The 16,492-nt window shown below is 66.7% G+C and carries 14 protein-coding genes; 2 read left to right on the top strand and 12 right to left on the bottom strand.

The window, feature by feature from the left end:
- Positions 1-46: 46 nt before the first annotated feature.
- The 8 genes from AC5P7A_RS14285 to AC5P7A_RS14250 all read right to left on the bottom strand — a co-directional run bounded on the left by AC5P7A_RS14285 (position 47) and on the right by AC5P7A_RS14250 (position 9,294).
- Entirely contained in the window at positions 47-319 is a 273-nt protein-coding gene (locus AC5P7A_RS14285; RefSeq protein ID WP_005409616.1) for a hypothetical protein, read from the bottom strand.
- A 252-nt stretch (positions 320-571) separates the two neighbouring features.
- Complete coding sequence (gene fusA / locus AC5P7A_RS14280) at positions 572-2,608, bottom strand: elongation factor G (protein WP_495220229.1); 2,037 nt, start codon at positions 2,606-2,608, stop codon at positions 572-574.
- 449 nt (positions 2,609-3,057) lie between these two features.
- Positions 3,058-3,807, bottom strand: a complete 750-nt coding sequence (locus AC5P7A_RS14275; RefSeq protein ID WP_495220228.1) for a hypothetical protein — start codon at positions 3,805-3,807, stop codon at positions 3,058-3,060.
- Between the two features lie 63 nt (positions 3,808-3,870).
- Positions 3,871-4,632, bottom strand: coding sequence for a heme ABC transporter ATP-binding protein (locus tag AC5P7A_RS14270; RefSeq protein WP_495220227.1), 762 nt, complete (start codon positions 4,630-4,632; stop codon positions 3,871-3,873).
- Positions 4,629-5,672: a FecCD family ABC transporter permease gene (locus tag AC5P7A_RS14265; protein WP_046430486.1), complete on the bottom strand. Its 1,044-nt coding sequence runs from the start codon at positions 5,670-5,672 to the stop codon at positions 4,629-4,631. The genes AC5P7A_RS14270 and AC5P7A_RS14265 overlap by 4 nt, the downstream gene beginning before the upstream one ends.
- Positions 5,669-6,715 carry a heme/hemin ABC transporter substrate-binding protein gene (locus AC5P7A_RS14260; protein ID WP_014647095.1) on the bottom strand — a complete coding sequence of 349 codons (1,047 nt, stop codon included), beginning with the start codon at positions 6,713-6,715 and terminating at the stop codon, positions 5,669-5,671. Before AC5P7A_RS14260 ends, AC5P7A_RS14265 begins: the two co-directional genes overlap by 4 nt.
- A 51-nt stretch (positions 6,716-6,766) precedes the next feature.
- Positions 6,767-8,143, bottom strand: a complete 1,377-nt coding sequence (locus tag AC5P7A_RS14255) for a YncE family protein (protein WP_495220226.1) — start codon at positions 8,141-8,143, stop codon at positions 6,767-6,769.
- Between the two features lie 122 nt (positions 8,144-8,265).
- Positions 8,266-9,294, bottom strand: a complete 1,029-nt coding sequence (locus tag AC5P7A_RS14250; protein WP_495220225.1) for an alpha/beta hydrolase — start codon at positions 9,292-9,294, stop codon at positions 8,266-8,268.
- Positions 9,295-9,575: 281 nt separating this feature from the next.
- Here AC5P7A_RS14250 and AC5P7A_RS14245 point away from each other — a divergent pair, with 281 nt between their 5' ends.
- Positions 9,576-9,950, top strand: coding sequence for a hypothetical protein (locus AC5P7A_RS14245; RefSeq protein ID WP_014647092.1), 375 nt, complete (start codon positions 9,576-9,578; stop codon positions 9,948-9,950).
- 74 nt (positions 9,951-10,024) lie between these two features.
- Here AC5P7A_RS14245 and AC5P7A_RS14240 read toward each other — a convergent pair whose 3' ends face one another.
- The gene (locus AC5P7A_RS14240) at positions 10,025-10,396 is read right to left on the bottom strand and encodes a DUF805 domain-containing protein (RefSeq protein WP_014647091.1); all 372 of its coding nucleotides are present in this window, start codon (positions 10,394-10,396) and stop codon (positions 10,025-10,027) included.
- A 189-nt stretch (positions 10,397-10,585) separates the two neighbouring features.
- Positions 10,586-11,863 carry a replication-associated recombination protein A gene (locus AC5P7A_RS14235; protein ID WP_329767776.1) on the bottom strand — a complete coding sequence of 426 codons (1,278 nt, stop codon included), beginning with the start codon at positions 11,861-11,863 and terminating at the stop codon, positions 10,586-10,588.
- A gap of 449 nt (positions 11,864-12,312) precedes the next feature.
- On the opposite strand from AC5P7A_RS14235, the gene AC5P7A_RS14230 reads away from it, so the two are divergent.
- A complete protein-coding gene (locus AC5P7A_RS14230) occupies positions 12,313-13,485 on the top strand; it encodes a hypothetical protein (RefSeq protein WP_495220224.1) in 1,173 nt (390 codons plus the stop codon).
- Between the two features lie 311 nt (positions 13,486-13,796).
- Here the strand turns inward: AC5P7A_RS14230 and lolA are convergent, their stop codons facing one another.
- Entirely contained in the window at positions 13,797-14,435 is a 639-nt protein-coding gene (lolA, locus tag AC5P7A_RS14225) for an outer membrane lipoprotein periplasmic chaperone LolA (RefSeq protein ID WP_005413289.1), read from the bottom strand.
- Between the two features lie 111 nt (positions 14,436-14,546).
- The gene (locus AC5P7A_RS14220) at positions 14,547-16,490 is read right to left on the bottom strand and encodes a DUF3857 domain-containing protein (protein WP_329767775.1); all 1,944 of its coding nucleotides are present in this window, start codon (positions 16,488-16,490) and stop codon (positions 14,547-14,549) included.
- Positions 16,491-16,492: the final 2 nt, after the last annotated feature.

Below are 16,492 nucleotides of genomic sequence, written 5' to 3'. Positions count from 1 at the left end.
CCGCATTATCAACAAGCTCGATGACAACGACCACCCCGCCAGCGAACTATTTCAGCTGCAGGGGGTAGCGCTGCCAGAGCACGTGGACCAGGAATCCGGCCAGTTCGGTGTCGCGCGCGCTCACCGCTGCACGGATCTTGTCCAGCAGCACCATGTCGCTGCAGGAGCGCACATCGGCGTGGTTGGCCTGCCCTGCCCGGCGCGCACGATAGCGTGCGGCCCGCTGCGCATCGCTCATCGCATACCCGAACTTGGGCGGACGACCGCGCTTGCGCGGCAGGGTCAGCTCCAGGGTTCCGGGGTCTTTGTCATCACGCATGAGAGGGGTGCGGGCGGCGGCGAGCAACGGGGGGTGCGCAATTTATCGTGAGGCATCACTTTAATCCAGCTTTTTCTGCAGTTTTGTTGCATCGCAATGCAAAAAAACGCATCGCGAGGGCCCCATCCACGCATGGCGTGGATCTAGTGCAGAGCTCGCGACCCGATCACCCGGTAGATCCACGCCATGCATGGATGCGGAAACCCGAACCCACAGAAAAGGAAGCCCGCGAACGGGCTCCCCTCACCTTCTTCATGCAGCGCGCACCGGCTCGTAGCCATGCAGGTGCGCCTCGCTGCTGGCCCGCCCCTGGCTGAGCGAACGCAGCGAGGTGGTATAGCCCACCAGCTGCGCCAGCGGTGCGAAGCCACTGACCTCGGCGCGACCATCCTGATCGTCGATGCGGGCAATGCGACCATGGCGGCGGTTGAGGTCGCCGACCACATCACCCACCGACGCTGACGGCGAATGCACCGTCACCGCCATCACCGGCTCCAGCAGCTGCGTGCCGCCTTCGGCCAGCGCCGCCTTGATCGCCTCGGCGCCTGCGCGATGGAACGCCATCTCCGAGGAGTCCTTGGCATGGGTCTGGCCATCGACAAGACTGACCTCGATGCCGACCACCGGATGGCCCTGGGGGCCTTCCGACAGCGCAGCACGCACACCTTTCTCCACCGCCGCGATGAAGCTGCGCGGCACCACGCCACCGACGATGCGGTCGTTGAATACGACCTGGTCGTCCTCGCGCGGCGATACGTCCAGCACCACGTGCGCGAACTGGCCCTGGCCGCCGGTCTGCTTGACCAGCCGCCCCACGACGCCGGTCATCGCACGCATCGGCGTCTCCTGGTAGGCCACGCGCGGCGCACCTACGCCTACGTCGACCTTCCATTCGCTGCGCAGGCGCTCGACCATCACCTCCAGGTGCAGTTCGCCCATGCCCCAGACCAGGGTCTCCGCCGTGTCGCGATCGGTTTCGACGCGGAACGAGGGATCTTCCTGGGCCAGGCTGGCCAAACCCTGTGCCATCCGGATCAGGTCGGCCGCACGCTCCGGCTCCAACCGCCACGCCAGCACCGGTGCCTGTGCCTGGATGTTCTCCAGGCGCAGCGGCTGCGCACGACCGCTCAGCGTTTCACCACTGACCGCATCCTTCCAGCCCAGCACTGCAACGATGTCACCGGCCACGGCCTGTTCGATGTCGTGGGTCTGGTCGGCCTGCACCCGCACCAGGCGACTGACACGCCGCCCCTGCGGATGCTGCGAACTGGCCACCGCATCACCCACCTTCAAGGTGCCCGAGTACAGCCGCACGAAGCTCAACGCGCCGTGCTGCTGGTGGGTGATCTTGAACAGCAGGCCGGCCAGCGGACCGTCCGGGTCCGGCGGCAGCACGACCTCGCCCTCATCGCTTTCGGCGCTGACGGCAGGGCGATCCAGCGGCGACGGCAGGTAATCGACCACGGCGTCCAGCAGCGTCTCGATACCCTTGTCCTTGAACGCAGCACCGGCCAGCACGGGCACGCCCGCACCCGCCAGCGTCGCCCGGCGGATCGCCGCGCGCAGCTGCCCGGCATCGATCACGCGACCTTCCAGCCAGGCATCGGCCAGTTGCTCATCGTGATCGGCCACGGCCTCGACCAGCGCATCGCGCTGGGCTTGCCACTGGGCCCGCGTCGCTTGCTCCCACGGGGTCACCGTGGTTGCGGCACCATCCTGCCACTGCAGCACGCGCTCATCGACCAGATCGACCCAGCCGTTGAAGCCACTTTCGCTGCCCAACGGCACGCCCAGCGCCCACGGCCGCGCCCGCAGCTTGTCCCGCAGCTGCTCCAGTACGCGCTCGAACGAAGCGCCGACGCGGTCCATCTTGTTGACGAAAGCGATCAGCGGCACGCGGTGGCGACGCGCCTGGCGCCACACGGTTTCGGACTGCGGCTGCACGCCATCCACGGCCGAGAACACGGCCACGGCGCCGTCGAGCACGCGCAGTGAACGCTCGACCTCGATGGCGAAGTCGATGTGGCCAGGGGTGTCGATCAGGGTCAGCCGATGCGGCGGCAGGTCGCGCGGCGCCCACTGCGCCTGCACGGCGGCAGCGCCGATGGTGATGCCGCGTTCGCGTTCGATCGCCGAGAAATCGGTGGTCGCGTTGCCGTCGTGCACTTCACCGACGCGGTGGATCTCGCCGCTTTTCCACAGCAGGCGTTCGGTCAGCGTGGTCTTGCCGGCGTCGATGTGGGCAATGATGCCAAGGTTGCGACGACGGGAAAGGGTCTGGGTGTTCATAAAGAGGTTCCTGCAAGGCCAACTTCAGGGGCCGCGCACCCCGGTTGGCGACAGGGTGCGCGGCTAGCGTTCGGTCTCGGCGATCTGGTGCATGGCACGTTCTCCTTTGCGGTGCTGGGTAGCGTCGGCTGGGTAGCGTCGACTGGGTAGAGTCGACTGTTAGTCGACTAACAAAAACAAAAAGAGCGCCCCGGGGGGCGCTCTGTCGAAGGTCCAGCGATGGCCGCTTCAACGGCCTCGTGGGGCTCCAGGCAGACACGCCCGTTCCGCGTTGGCGCGGGTCAGGGTGAAAAACTTCAGGAGCGGCATCCGGTTCATGGGGCGCATTCTAGACCTGCCAATCTGGCGCGCAAGTGAATATTGCAAACATAAATGGAACGATGAGGCCGACAATGATCGGGGTCAGATCCCTTTGCCCCTGGGCAAAGGGATCTGCCTCCTCTCAGCCCTTACTTGCAGCCGTGCAGCGTGCGCGCCTCGGCCACGGTCGCCGCCTGGTCATCCCCCATCGAAACCCAACCCTTCAGCGACGTCGCCGGGTCAATGTGCGGCAGCCGCGGGCCACCATGGATCAGCACCTCGGTCCAGCTCCCCACCGGCGCCAGTTCGGACAGGCGTGCCGCCTGGTCATCCTCGGTGCTGAACGTGTCGTCCGGGCTCGCCGGGGGCGTCGTGTTCACGGTCTCGGTCTTGCGGGAATGCACACGCAGCGCGCCGCCCGGCATGCGCTGGGTGGTGACGTCGTAGCGCTCGATACCGTACGCCCAATGGCTTTCACCAATGCTGCGGGTCTCGCTTCCGTCATCCGCCACAGCCACCACCTCGCCCGCCGGCCCGACCACGCCCGCGACAGCACCCAGGCCGGACATCAGCGCCTGGTAGACGATCATCTGCCGCTGCTCGGTGCTCAACGCACCGGCCTTGAGCTTGGCAGGGGGAATCTGCAGGTATGCCGCCTCCTTGCAAAGCACCAGCACCTGCTGGTCATCCCAACTCACGGACATTTCCTCGCTGGCGAAGTACTGCGTCCGGATGGACGCAACAGGAGAACCCGCGCCAGCGGAATGCCGTATCTCGATCAGCGAGGCATTCTCCGCCGCATCGGTCAGCGAAACCGGAGAGGTGGAAGCCGCAGTCGCAGCGCCTGCGAAGCCAACCAACACGGCCAGCAGCGTGCCGCGCGAAATGCTACAGATCATTGCATCAGTCCATTGGGGGAATACCGGTCAGACATGATACGCGGCGACGGCAGCAGATCCGGACTACGTCACCACCACCAACGGCACCCCGCGCCGCGGATGCTCCAGCACCACCACATCCTGCTGATAGACCCGCTGCAGCTTGTCTTCGGTGAGCACCTGCAGCGGCGTGCCATCGGCGGCCACCCTGCCCTGTTCCAGCAACACGATGCGGTCGGCATAGCCGGCGGCCAGGTTCAGATCGTGCAGCACCACGATCACGCACGCACCGGCTTCGGCACAGGCACGCACACTGCGCAACGTACGCTCCTGGTGGCGCAGATCCAGCGCCGCGGTCGGTTCATCAAGCAACAGCAGCGGCGTGTCCTGCGCCAGCACGCGCGCGAACGTGGTCCGGGCGGACTCGCCACCGGACAGCTGCTGCACTTCGCGCAGGCGTAGCGCCTGCAGTTCGGCGGCATCGATGGCAGCTTCCACCTGTGCATCGTCCACACGCGGATCCGGCGGATGCGGCAACCGTCCCATCGCCACCACTTCCTCCACGCTGAAGGCGAAGCGCACGCCATGCTCCTGCGGCATCACCGCGCGCTCGCGTGCCAGCGGCCCGGCCTTGTAGCTGGCCAGCGGTTTGTCCAACAGGCTCACCTCGCCCGCATCGGCGCGCAGGTCACCGGCCGCCACCGCCAGCAACGTAGACTTGCCCGCGCCGTTCGGGCCAACCAGCGCGGTCACCGTGCCCGGCTCGAACGCCAGCGAGATGCCATGCAGGATCTCGCGCTGCTGGCGGCGCACCACCACCTGGTGCAGTTTCAGCAGCACGCTCATGGCGCCGCCTTGCGGCGCTGCTGCAGCACCAGCCAGAGGAAGAACGGAGCACCCAGCGCGGCCGAGAACAGGCCCAGCGGAATCTCCGCAGGTGGATCGAGCGTGCGTGCGGCGGTGTCGGCCACCACGATCAGCAGCGCACCGAGCAGCCCGGACAACGGCAGCAGCCAGCGATGACCCGGGCCGACCAGCAGTCGCGCCACGTGCGGCACCACCAGGCCGACGAAGCTGATCGAGCCCGCGAACGCCACCGCTGCGCCCACCAGCAGCGCACTGAACGCGACCAGGCGACGCCGCGTACGGGTCACGTCCAGCCCCAGGTGCTGCGCCTGGCGCTCACCCAGCGCCAGCATGTCCAGCGGCGTGGCCAGTCGCTGCAGCGCAAACACGCCGAGCGCAAACAGCGGCACCACCGCGGCCACGTCGGCCCAGTTGGCGCGCGCCAGCGAGCCCATCTGCCAGAACACCAGCGACTGCAGCTCGCTTTCGCTGGCGATGTAAGTAAGGAACCCAATCAGCGCCGAGCAGAACGCGGCCATCGCGATGCCGACCAGCAGCAGCGTGGCATTCCCACTGCCTTTGCCGGGCCGGGCCAGCGCATAGGTCAGGCCGATCGCCAGCGCGCCGCCGACGAAGGCTGCCACCGGCACCAGCCAGCCGGCCGCACCGGCAGCGCCGAGAACAATGGCAGCCACCGCACCCAGCGCAGCACCCTGGCTGACACCGACGATGCCGGGGTCGGCCAGCGGATTGCCAAACAGGCCCTGCAGGCTGGCACCGGCCATCGCCAGCGACGCACCGACCATCGCGCCCAACAGGGCGCGCGGAATGCGCAGCTGCCAGACCACGGCCAGATCACGGCTGCTGACTGCCCCTGGGTCAAGCAGGCCCAGCTTCACCGCAAGCGCCTGCATCACCTCCAGCGGCGGCAACCGCAACGGACCCACGGCGAACGACGCCAGCACTGCTCCCAGCAGCGCCAGCAACGCCACCATCAACATCGTCCGCCCGCGACGGCGGCGCCGATCCGCCGGACTCATGCCTTCGGCAAGGCTGCCAGGGCCTTGGCCAGCGCCAGCGCGCCCGCACCAGAACCCACGCTGGTGTACTTCAGCTGCACATCCGGCATCACCCAGACCCGATTGGCCTGCCCGGCCGGCGTCTGCTTCAGCGTCGGGTACGCCTTCCACAGGCCTTCGGCACCGCCGAACAGCCGCAGGTCATGCTCGGTCACCAGGATCACCTCCGGTGCCGCGGCGACCACCCCCTCGTTGCTCAGCTGCGAGTAGTTCTTCACCCCGGCCTCGGTGCCGATGTTGATGCCGCCGGCCAGCGCGATCAGCTGCGCTGACGCGCTGTCGGCACCGGCAACAGTGGGCGAGCCGCCAGCGCCGGTGGCCGATACGTGGATCAGTCGTGGCGCATGGCCCAGGCCCTTGCCAATCGCTGCAGCCTCGTCGAGCTGGCGCTGCACCTGCGTGGCCAATGTTTGCCCCGCTTCGGCCAGCCCTAGTGCGGCGGCGACCTTGCGCACCTTGTCCGGGGCCGGCTGCAGATCATCGATGACCACCGCCGGCTCACCGACTTCGCGCAGCTTTTTGGCCAGCTCGGTGTGGCGGCGCAGGCTGTTGCCGAGGAACAGCGAGCCCTGCAGGCTCAGCACGCCCTCCACGCCGGTGGTGCGGTTGAACAGGAACTGGTGCGGCGCGGCCAAGCCGGCCTGGGTGGTGGTGTTGGTCGGCGCGGCGAATACCTGCGTGCCCAGCCCCAGTGCTTCGATCACCGCGATGACGTCGTCGCCACCGGCAATGATCCGGCTGGTATCAGTCACCTCGATATCGGCGCCGTCATCGGAATGCACCTTGGCCGGCAGCACCGCCTTCTGGTCATGCACGGCCGGCAGCTCGGCACCGGCCACGCGCTGCCAGCCTGCCGGCAACGCGGTTTCGGCAGCGGCCGGTGCGGCGGGCGGCTCGGCGGCCTTCTGGCCATCAGGCGGTGTCGACGCGCCGCCACAGGCGGCCAGTACCAGCGAAACAGCCAACGGAAGCGCACACAGGCGCAGACGGGACGCGATGTTCATGCTCGTTCTCCTTGCTGGCAGGGCGGCGCGCACGCCGCCCCACCGTGTGACTTACTGCTTCGGGGTGATGCGGGTGATGCGGTCACCCTTCGGGTCCTCAGCGCCGCGCGACTTGTTCACCGCGAACACGTTGCCCTTGCCATCGGCGCGGACGTGGTTCGGCAGCGTGCCGCCATCAAGATTGGCGACCACCTTGCCGTCACCATTCACCACGGTGACCGTGCCAGCGCCACGGTTGCTGACATAGGCCAGGCCGGAGGCATCATCGAAGGCGACGTTCAGCGCACCGGCGCCGACCGGCACGTCATGCAGCACCTTGCCGGCAACCACGTCGACGATCAGCAGGTTGTCGGTGCCCTGCGAGGCGACGTACAGGCGGTTGCGTGCCGCATCGAAGGCCACGCCCGAGGCACTGATCGAATTGCCCAGATCGATGACCTTCTCGACCTTGCCGCTGGCCACATCGATCACCGCCGCTTCCGGGGTGCCGATGCTGACGGTGAACAGCTTGCCGCCCTTCTCGTCCAGCACCAGGCTCATCGGGGTGAACGTGCCGTCGTCCACGCCGGATTCCAGCGTCACTGCCGGCAGCTCCTTAAAGGTCCTGGCGTCGAACACCGAAAGGTGGTCCTCGCCCGTTGCCGAGGCGAACACCTTGCCGCGGGTGCCATCGACCACCACGTCGCGCGCGTGCGGCACAGTGTCGGCCGGGAACTGGTGGACCAGCGACAGGTCCTTCTGCCGGTAGACCGCGATCGAGTTCTGGCGGGTGTTGGTCACCCAGACATTGCCGTTGGCGTCATCCACGCCCACGCCGTAGACCGCGTACACCGCACCATTGGTGCTGCCCGGCACCTGCGCCGGGGTGATCGCCCTGGTCACCTTCAGCGACGTCGGGTCCAGCTTCAGCAGCTGCGACTGGGTCACCGGCGGGCGACCCACCGCCGAGGTCACGAACACTGCGTTGCGGGCGGCACTGTAGGCGGACTGGTACAGGCCCGGCACCAGCTTGCTGGACCGGGTGGCGAACTGCGCCTGGCCGGACAGCGGCAACTGCGGCGACACGCGCAGCTTCAGCACCGTGGCCGCAGCCGGCTGGCTGGCGCGCACCACCACCGGGTGGGTGCCCGGCACCGCGTCGGCCGGAATGCTCAGCTGGGTCTTGAAGTTGCCATCGGCATCGACCACCACCGGCTGTGCGTTGAGCACGCTGTCGCCACGCAGCAGGCTGACCTTCTGGCCCGGCACGAAACCACGGCCGACCACGTCGGCGGTGCTGCCGGGAACCACGTTCTCACCGCGTGAGACGACCTCACCCTTGAAGGTGGCGTTGGCCGGCTGGTCGAACACCGGCTGCGCGGTGGCGGTCACTGCCAGCAGCAGGCCGGCAGCGAGAGAGGTAAGACGGAGAGACGGACGGAACGACATGGCAGGCTCCTTGCACACGTAGGCCGCGCCACGTGGCGCGGGGGTCATCGGTTGCCTGGGCCGCTGCACGTCGGCAGCCTCGCCTGGGTAGTGGGGTCGCACGGCAGCGCGTGCGAAGGGATTCATTCGGCGGCGTTGTCACCGCCATTGGGCGCGCCATCGCCGGCGCTGCGATCGGTCACGCCGTACAGCTCATGCAGCGCCGCATGGAGGGACGCCGGCAGCATCGGGCCGTGGCCAAGGCCGGGGAACTCGCGGTACTGCACGCTCAGGCCCGGCACCTTGCCCAAGCGCTCGGACAGCTGCATCGCCGCATCCGGGGTGGCGCCACCGATGCGGCGCAGGTGCGCGACCACGCGCGGATTGTTCATGTCGCGCTTGCCGCGATCACCGACACGCTCGGCACCGCCCAGCATCAGCCAGAGCCTTGCCGGTTGGCCGTGCACGTTCTGCACGAACTGTTGTTCCGGATCCCCCAGCGCCGCACCCTGGCTCCACCACAGCGACGGGCTGGCGGCCAGATAGGACTGGAAGGCGGCCGGACGCGTGTACAGCGCATTGAGCACGAACAATCCACCCAGCGAGTGGCCCCACAGCGCTTGCTGCTGCGTATCGATGCGTGCGCGACGCTCGACTTCCGGCTTGATGCGGCGTTCGATCACATCCAGGAAGGCCGCAGCACCACCGCCGACCGCCTGGGTCGTACCGCTCTCATCGTCGGCACGGTCGATCCATGCGGTGTAGTCGCGGGTGCGCGCCTTGGAATCGATGCGCAGGTCGTTGTCGTAGCCGATCAGCACCAGCACCGGCGGCGCCTTGCGCGCGGCCAGCTCGGCCAGCAACGGCTGATCCAGGACCATCGCGACGGCGTTGCCGTCCAGCGCGTACAGCACCGGAGAGGGCACCTTGCCGGCCTTGGCCGGGATCGCCAGGTTCACCCGCCAACGGCGCTGCTGGTCCGGGCTGTCCACCACGAAATGCTCGAAGCGATAGCTGGCCGCCGGCTCGTCGAGCACGGTGCGGCCGATCTTCTGCAGCGGGTTGCGCTGCTGTGCATGGGCATATGGGGTGACCAGGAGCAGACCCATCATCAAGGCGGCCAAGCCGCGGGCCAGCGGACCACGGCGCGAAGGCGGAACAAAGTGCTTCATCAGCGGCGGCAGAAGCGGCCCAGGGCCGCCGGTTCACAAGGGACCGCAGTCTACCTTAAACGCGAATGATTATCACATCGATCAAACGTCACGCTGTGTATCACGCGCGCGCATGCCCGGGTTGCGCAAGGGGCAGCAATTCCCCTATTTTGCCGCCCATCGGGGCATTGGATCGCCCCGCTTCCAGCGCAGCCATGGATGGCGGGCACTTGCCGCCATCCGGGTCGCGTTCATCTGCACACAACCGCCATGGGATTGGATCCCATGATTGTGAGACTCCCTTGAAGCACACCACCCTGATCGCCCTCTCCCTCGGCCTGCTTGCGCCGCTGGCCGCCCATGCCGCGCAGGACCTGCCAACGCTCTACCAGGCCTTTGAAGAAGCCGGCAATTCGTCACTGGGCATGGACCAACTCAACCAGACGGTGACATTCACTGCCGTAGCCCTGAGCGTTTCCAGCAACCTGGCGGGCGAGCCGCTGATCGAGGCCGGCGACGACCAGGGCAATGTCCTGGCCCGGCTGACCAGCGACGACGAACAGCAGGCGGCCAAGCTGGGCGCACTGGAAGAAGGCGCGACGTTCACCGCCAGCTGCACGCTGCAGTTCAGTTCCGGCACGGACTACCTGTCCTTCGGCGACTGCACCATCAAGTAAAGACGAAGCCGGCGAAATGCCGGCTTCTTTTCTTTGCCTCTTGTGGAGTCGAGCCATGCCCGACTCGCGAAATGTCACGGCCCCGAAGGCACCGGACCATAAGCATTTTCCTGCGGCGTGCCCGGCAGCAGCGCGAATACGAAGATCACCAGGCCGCCGAACGGAACGAAGGCCAGCAGGTACATCCAGCCCGACTGGTTGCAGTCGTGCAGGCGGCGCACGGTGACGGCGATGACCGGCACGAACGTGGCCAGCCAGAACACGACAAACAGGATGATCGACGCGATGCCCAGGACGTCGGACTGCATCACCAGCCCGGCAACGAGCGGCACCATCAGGACGGCGGAGACGATCAGCATGAACAGCTGGAACATCCAGTACTCACGACGGTTGGCACGCCCCTCGAACTGGGCGTAGCGCTTCAACGGCAGAATCATTTCCTGCACGGCATCAATCCTTGAAAAAGTGGCCGCGCAGTGTGCCAAAGACCGCCGCCGGGAACACTGTGGAGCCGAGCCATGCTCGGCTGCCATTGGCCCTGTAGAGCCGAGCCCATGCTCGGCTGCCGTTGCCGCAGGCGCTGCTGGCCCGGTCCAGAGCGGAGTCGAGCGCGGCTCGACGCTACATAAATCGGGTCAGCGACCCTTTGCCGCCCTCGCCGCTTCGCGCTCGGCACGCAGCCGGTCCAGCTTTTCCTTCAGCTTGATTTCCAGGCCGCGCGGCACCGGGTTGTAGTACACCCGTTCGCCCATCGCATCCGGGAAACCCGTCTGGTCCAGCGCGATGCCACCCTCGGCGTCATGGTCGTACTGGTACTCGGCGCCGTAGCCGAGCTCCTTCATCAGCTTGGTCGGTGCATTGCGCAGGTGCAGCGGCACTTCTTCGGTACCACTCTCGCGCACGTCGGCCTTGGCCTGGTTGAAGGCGGCATAGCCGGCGTTCGACTTGGCGGTGCTGGCCAGGTAGAGCACCAGCTGGGCGAACGCCAGCTCGCCTTCCGGGCTGCCCAGCCGCTCGTAGATGTCCCAGGCTTCCAGCGCCATGCTCTGCGCGCGCGGATCGGCCAGGCCGATATCCTCGATGGCCATGCGGGTCAACCGGCGCGCCAGGTAGGACGGGTCGCAGCCACCATCGAGCATGCGGGTCAGCCAGTACAGCGCGGCATCCGGGTTGGAGCTGCGTACCGACTTGTGCAGCGCCGAGATCTGGTCGTAGAACTGCTCGCCACCCTTGTCGAAGCGACGGGTACGGTCGGCCAGCACCTGGGCCAGGGTCTGCGGGGTGATGCGTCCCCCCTCCCCGCCCGCCAGTTCCGCGGCGATCTCCAACAGGGTCAGCGCACGGCGCACGTCGCCATCGGCGGCGGTGGCGATTTCCAGCAGCAGTTCGGGGGCGACCTCGATACCCTCTTCGCCCAGGCCGCGCTCGCGATCACCCAGCGCACGTTCCAGCGCCTCGACGATGTCGGTGGGCGAAACGCCTTCCAGGACATGCACGCGGCAACGCGACAGCAATGCGGAATTCAACTCGAACGACGGATTCTCGGTGGTGGCACCGACGAACAGGATCGTGCCGCGCTCGATGTGCGGCAGGAAGGCGTCCTGCTGCGCCTTGTTGAAGCGATGCACCTCATCCACGAACAGCACGGTGCGCCGGCCCTCCGCGAAGCGTTGCGCGGCTTCGGCCAGCACCTGGCGCACCTCCGGCAGCCCGGACAGCACGGCAGAGATGGCACGGAATTCCGCATCGGCGTACTCGGCCAGCAGCAGCGCCAGCGTGGTCTTGCCGCAGCCCGGCGGCCCCCACAGGATCATTGAATGCACGCGACCGGATTCAACCGCGCGACGCAGCGCGCTGTCCGGCGCCAGCAGGCGCTTCTGCCCAACCATTTCGTCGAGAGTGCGCGGCCGCATGCGCTCGGCCAGCGGGCGCAGGTGTTCCCGATCGACGCTCAGCAGATCGGGACCAGGGAAGGAAGTTGAACGATGTCTTGCCACCCGGTCATTGTACCGCGCCGCCCAACGGTAGCGCCGGGCCGTGCCCGGCGGCGGGACGCGATGTCTGGTAGTGCCGGCCGCTGGCCGGCAGATCCCAAGCGTGCCAACCAACGGTTGACACCCACCAAGGCGGTCCCGGTTGAAACCCACCAGAGCAGAAAGCGCCGGGCCATGCCGGCGATCAGGCCGCACGGGTGGTAGTGCCGGCCGCTGGCCGGCAGCCACGCGATGTGTCGGAAATGAACCGAAGCCGGCGCAGCCAATCCACCGGTAAGCCGCTGATTCACATGGAGCATGCTTTCGCGGGGCCCTTGTGTCCTCATCAGTAACCGAGAATTTGGAACTCAACCATTCAGGACCCATTCGTGCGCGATCCCGAATCCAATGTCTTTGAGTTCATTGCTGGCTGCGCGGTCGATGCGGACATCTACTATCTGGCTGCAGCCCTTGGCCCTGGGCATGAATACTACGACCCGGATCCCGGCCCACCCACCCGCATGTTCGTCTTTGGCCGCACCCCCAAAGAGGAGTGGTTCTACCATGACCTGCAGGACTTCCAGGTCATGTCCACAGAGCTTGTCCCAGAGGAAGAAGGCGGTCGCCCCCGTCGTGTGCTTGCCCTTGATTTCTATGGGCAGCTGGAAGATTACTCCCGTGCTGGGGCCACGATCGAGTACGTCTCGGCGGAAGGCGCCGACTTCCCCGGAGGTCTTACCCGTTTGCGACTGCTGGGCGACGCCCTTTTCTGCGCGGGCCCAAGAGGACAGATCTATCATCGGGGCGACGGCGGATGGCGGCAGCTTCCAACCCAATTCGCGACTGCCTTCTGCGAGGAGGACGAAGACGAGTTGGATCTGGATGACTTCGACAGTTGGCTCGAAGATTTCGGCCACCTGCTCGAACTGGGCGATGCTCCCGCACTTCCTCGAGATCCGATGGAACGCGACGCAGAGCTTCGCCGGAGATTCGCCGATTGGCGCGCCCACATGACCCATGTCCGGGAGGATGAGCGATTCAACCAGCTACTCGCTGAGTTCCGCGTGGGCAGCGTGAACGACCTCTGCGGAACGGGCTTTGCTGACCTCTACGCAATCGGCTCCCAAGGCTTGATTGCGCACTGGGATGGCTCGAGCTGGACCGTGCCCGAACAAGTCACTACTGCCGAGCTGCTTCATGCTTGCAGGACCGACCAGGGCCGCCTCGTCCTTGTAGGAATGCACGGCACCATCGTTACGGGCGACATCTCCACTGGATTCGAGTGCCTCCAACACGAGGTCGGCGAAGGCATCAACTTCAACTCTGTGTGCCAGTACAAGCAACAGGTTTACATCGGCTCTGAGAATGGCGGCCTCTACGTCTACAGTCTAGAAACCGGCGTAGTTGAACCGTTGCTGGAAGGCATCCCCGAAGAACTGAGAGATGCAACGATTGTTGATATCAGTTCCGTCGGTAGCGTGCTGTGGGTGCTGACGCCCTGGGACCTGGTTCGATTTGATGGCACCGCGTGGCAGGTGATCGTTCACCCGGACAACGGATGAGCTGGCCGAGCGCTTGCCAACCAAGGTTGGCACCCACCAGAGCGGGTCAGGTCGGATTGCGGCAGCGCCGAACCCTGCCCGACGGATCAGGCCGCAAGGGTCGGTAGTGCCGGCCGCTGGCCGGCAGATCAAAACATGTCAACCAAGGTTGACACCCACCAAGGCGGTCCCGGTTGGCACCCACCAGAGCAGGCAGGGCCAGGCCATGCCCGGCAGATCAGGCCACAGGATCGGTAGTGCCGGCCGCTGGCCGGCAGATCAAAGGCATGTCAACCAAGGTTGACACCCACCAAGGCGCCTCCGCCCACAGGTCAATTACCGATGACGTCGGTACCCTTCGGCGGGGTGAAGCTGAAGGTGCCGGCCGCGAAGCCCGGGTTGCGCTTCCAGCCGCTGAAGCTGATCACAGTGCGCTGGCCAACCGCATCGGTGATTTCCATCTTGGCCAGGCCCTGGGCATTGAAGCCCAGCGCGGCGTACTGGAAGCTGGCTTCGGTCTCGCGCTTCGGCGACAGCGACAGCCACTGCAGGCCGTCGCGCTGCGCAGCCTCTTCACTGACGTCGTACTGCTGTTCCAGCAGCGCTGGGTTGATCAGCGCGGTCAGCGGACTGTTCTGCTCTTCCTTGCCCTGCTCGCGCACGGTGGCCTGCTCCAGGTCCGGTTCGTACATCCAGACCTTCTTGCCGTCGGCCACGATCAACTGCTCGTGCGGGCGCACGTATTCCCAGCGGAACAGGCGCGGCGCCGACAGGGCCACGCGGCCACTGGTCGATTCCTTCACCTTGCCGCGGCTGTCGAACACCTGCTGGCTGAACTGGCCATCCAGGCCCTTCAGGCCACTGGTGAAGGTCTTCAGGTCATCGCGGGCGCCTGCCCAGGCGCTGCCGGCGGCGGCGCAGGCCACGGCCAGGGTGGTGGTGGCAAGGAAACGACGGAAGCGGAAGTTCATGCGGGAATCCTGTGGGCGCGGGCGCCAGGAAAGGTGGTTGCCAGTGTGCCCGGGGAAAGATGAATGGGCGATCAGGGCGACATTATGCCGCCCTGAACGTCCATCGGCGATTCAGCCGCCCGAGCCCGGCAGCTTGCCGTACAGCACCTGGCCACGGAAGCCACGCCGCACTTCGCGATACAACGCGCGGAATGCGGTGTAGTCCTGCGGCTGGCACAGCGCCTCCGGCCCACGCACCGCGTTCTGCTGCAAGCGGTGGTGCACGATCACGTCCTGGCCCTCGCGACTCCAGTCCACCCGATACTCACCGGCGGCGTTGCTGAAACGCTGGCTGGCCGGGATGGCGATGATCGGTGCATTGGCCGGGAACTGCAGGCGATAGGTCTCTTCGCGCAGGCTGGCATTGCAGTAGAACGGCGTCTCGTTGGCCGGCGCCGAGGCGGTGGCGTACAGGCCGCGCACCGATTCGCCACCCGGCGGATCCGGCACGGCCATGCCGCCGGCCACGCTGAAGTCGGCGTAGTCCTCGGCCTGGAACGCCATGCGATAGCCAAACGGCCGGGTCAGGTCGACCGGCACGCCCTGGATCTGCAGCTGCCCTCTCCCGTCGAAACCGGACGCGGCCATGATCTGCTCCTCGGCGCGCGCACGGTTCTGCGCGTTGAGCTGGGAGAACTGGGCGCGCATGCCGATCTCGGCGTTCTCGCCCAGCTTCGGAATGGTCTCGCCGCGCAGGTTGCCGTTGGCGTCGAAGGTGAAACGCACTTCCATCGAGGTGGCGTTGCGCTCCGGCGTGTTGGCCGGGGTGCGCGCCAACGAGGCGTCGCGGGTACGCATCACCGGTGCGCCGAGGTCGCCTTCCGGCAGCTGCCCGAAGCGCGCCCACGCGGTGGTCGAATCCAGATACAGATCGAACTCGGGGATGTAGGTGATGGCGTGGTTGAAGCGGCCCAGCACCGGAATCTTCGGCAGCGTGGGGCCGCCGCCGGCACCGATCAGCACCGGCGAGCTGGCGATGCCCTTGGCCGCCAGCAGCGCCTCCAGGATCGTCACATGGTCCTTGCAGTCACCGTAGTGGTTGTCGAGGATGCTCTGCGCGCTGTTCGGCTCCAGGCCGCCATTGCCCAGGTACACCGCCACATAGCGGATGTTCTGCGCCACCCAGCGGTAAAGCGCATCGGCCTGCTCGCGCCGGTCGCTGATGCCAGCGGTGATCTCATCAGCCAGCGCCTGCAGCGCCGGGGTCACGTCGGCCGCCGGGCCGGCCTTGAGCTGGTAGGCGCGTCCCATCTGCGACCAGTCACGATAGGTGCTGGCCATGATGTTCGGGCCGAACTCCCAGCCCGCCGCCGACCAGTTCTGTGCCGGCATGGCTTCGCGCCGCTGGTAGCGCCAGCGCCACTGTGCCTGGCCGTTCTTCACCGTCGGGCGATCGCTGCCCTGCACGCCGCGGCTGTCGACGAACATCGGCAGGTTGGCCGGCGCAGTCAGGGTGACCTCGGCGTCTTCGTACTCGGTGAAGACGTTGAAGGTCTCCCACAGGCCGAAATAGCCCGGGAAGTACGGCGTGGCCTGGGTGCGGCGCACCTGGTAGTACAGGCGCGTGCCCGGGGCCAGGTTCGGGAACACGATCACCCGCACCTTGCGGTCGGCATACATCGCCGCCGAGGCGCTGGAGTAGCTCTCCTGGGTGTAGATGCGATCGGCCGGCACGTCGCGGCGCTGGCCGTCGGCGGTGATGGTGTAGGCGCCAAGCACCTCCAGGGTTTCCATCTTCTCGCTGTAGCTCAGCCGCACCTGGCTGAACTGCTCGACCGAGGCCTTGGTCTTGAGCAGGACTTCGTAGGTTTCGGTCTGCACATTGCCCGCATCCGGCCGCACCTGGTAGTCGGCGCGGTAACGGACAATGCTGAAATTATTGCTGGCTTCCGTATCGCCGCTGGTGGAAGGCGGCGCCGTGGCGGGCGCGGAGGTGGCGGATTCTGCCAGTGCCGGGCCGGCAGCCAGGAAGGCTGCCAGCGCCAGCGCCAGCGCGCTTGGTACGGGGTGAAGCATGC

The sequence above is a fragment of the Stenotrophomonas sp. YJH_SMC_65 genome (assembly GCF_059369475.1).
This window is presented reverse-complemented; position numbering and strand designations above follow the sequence as displayed.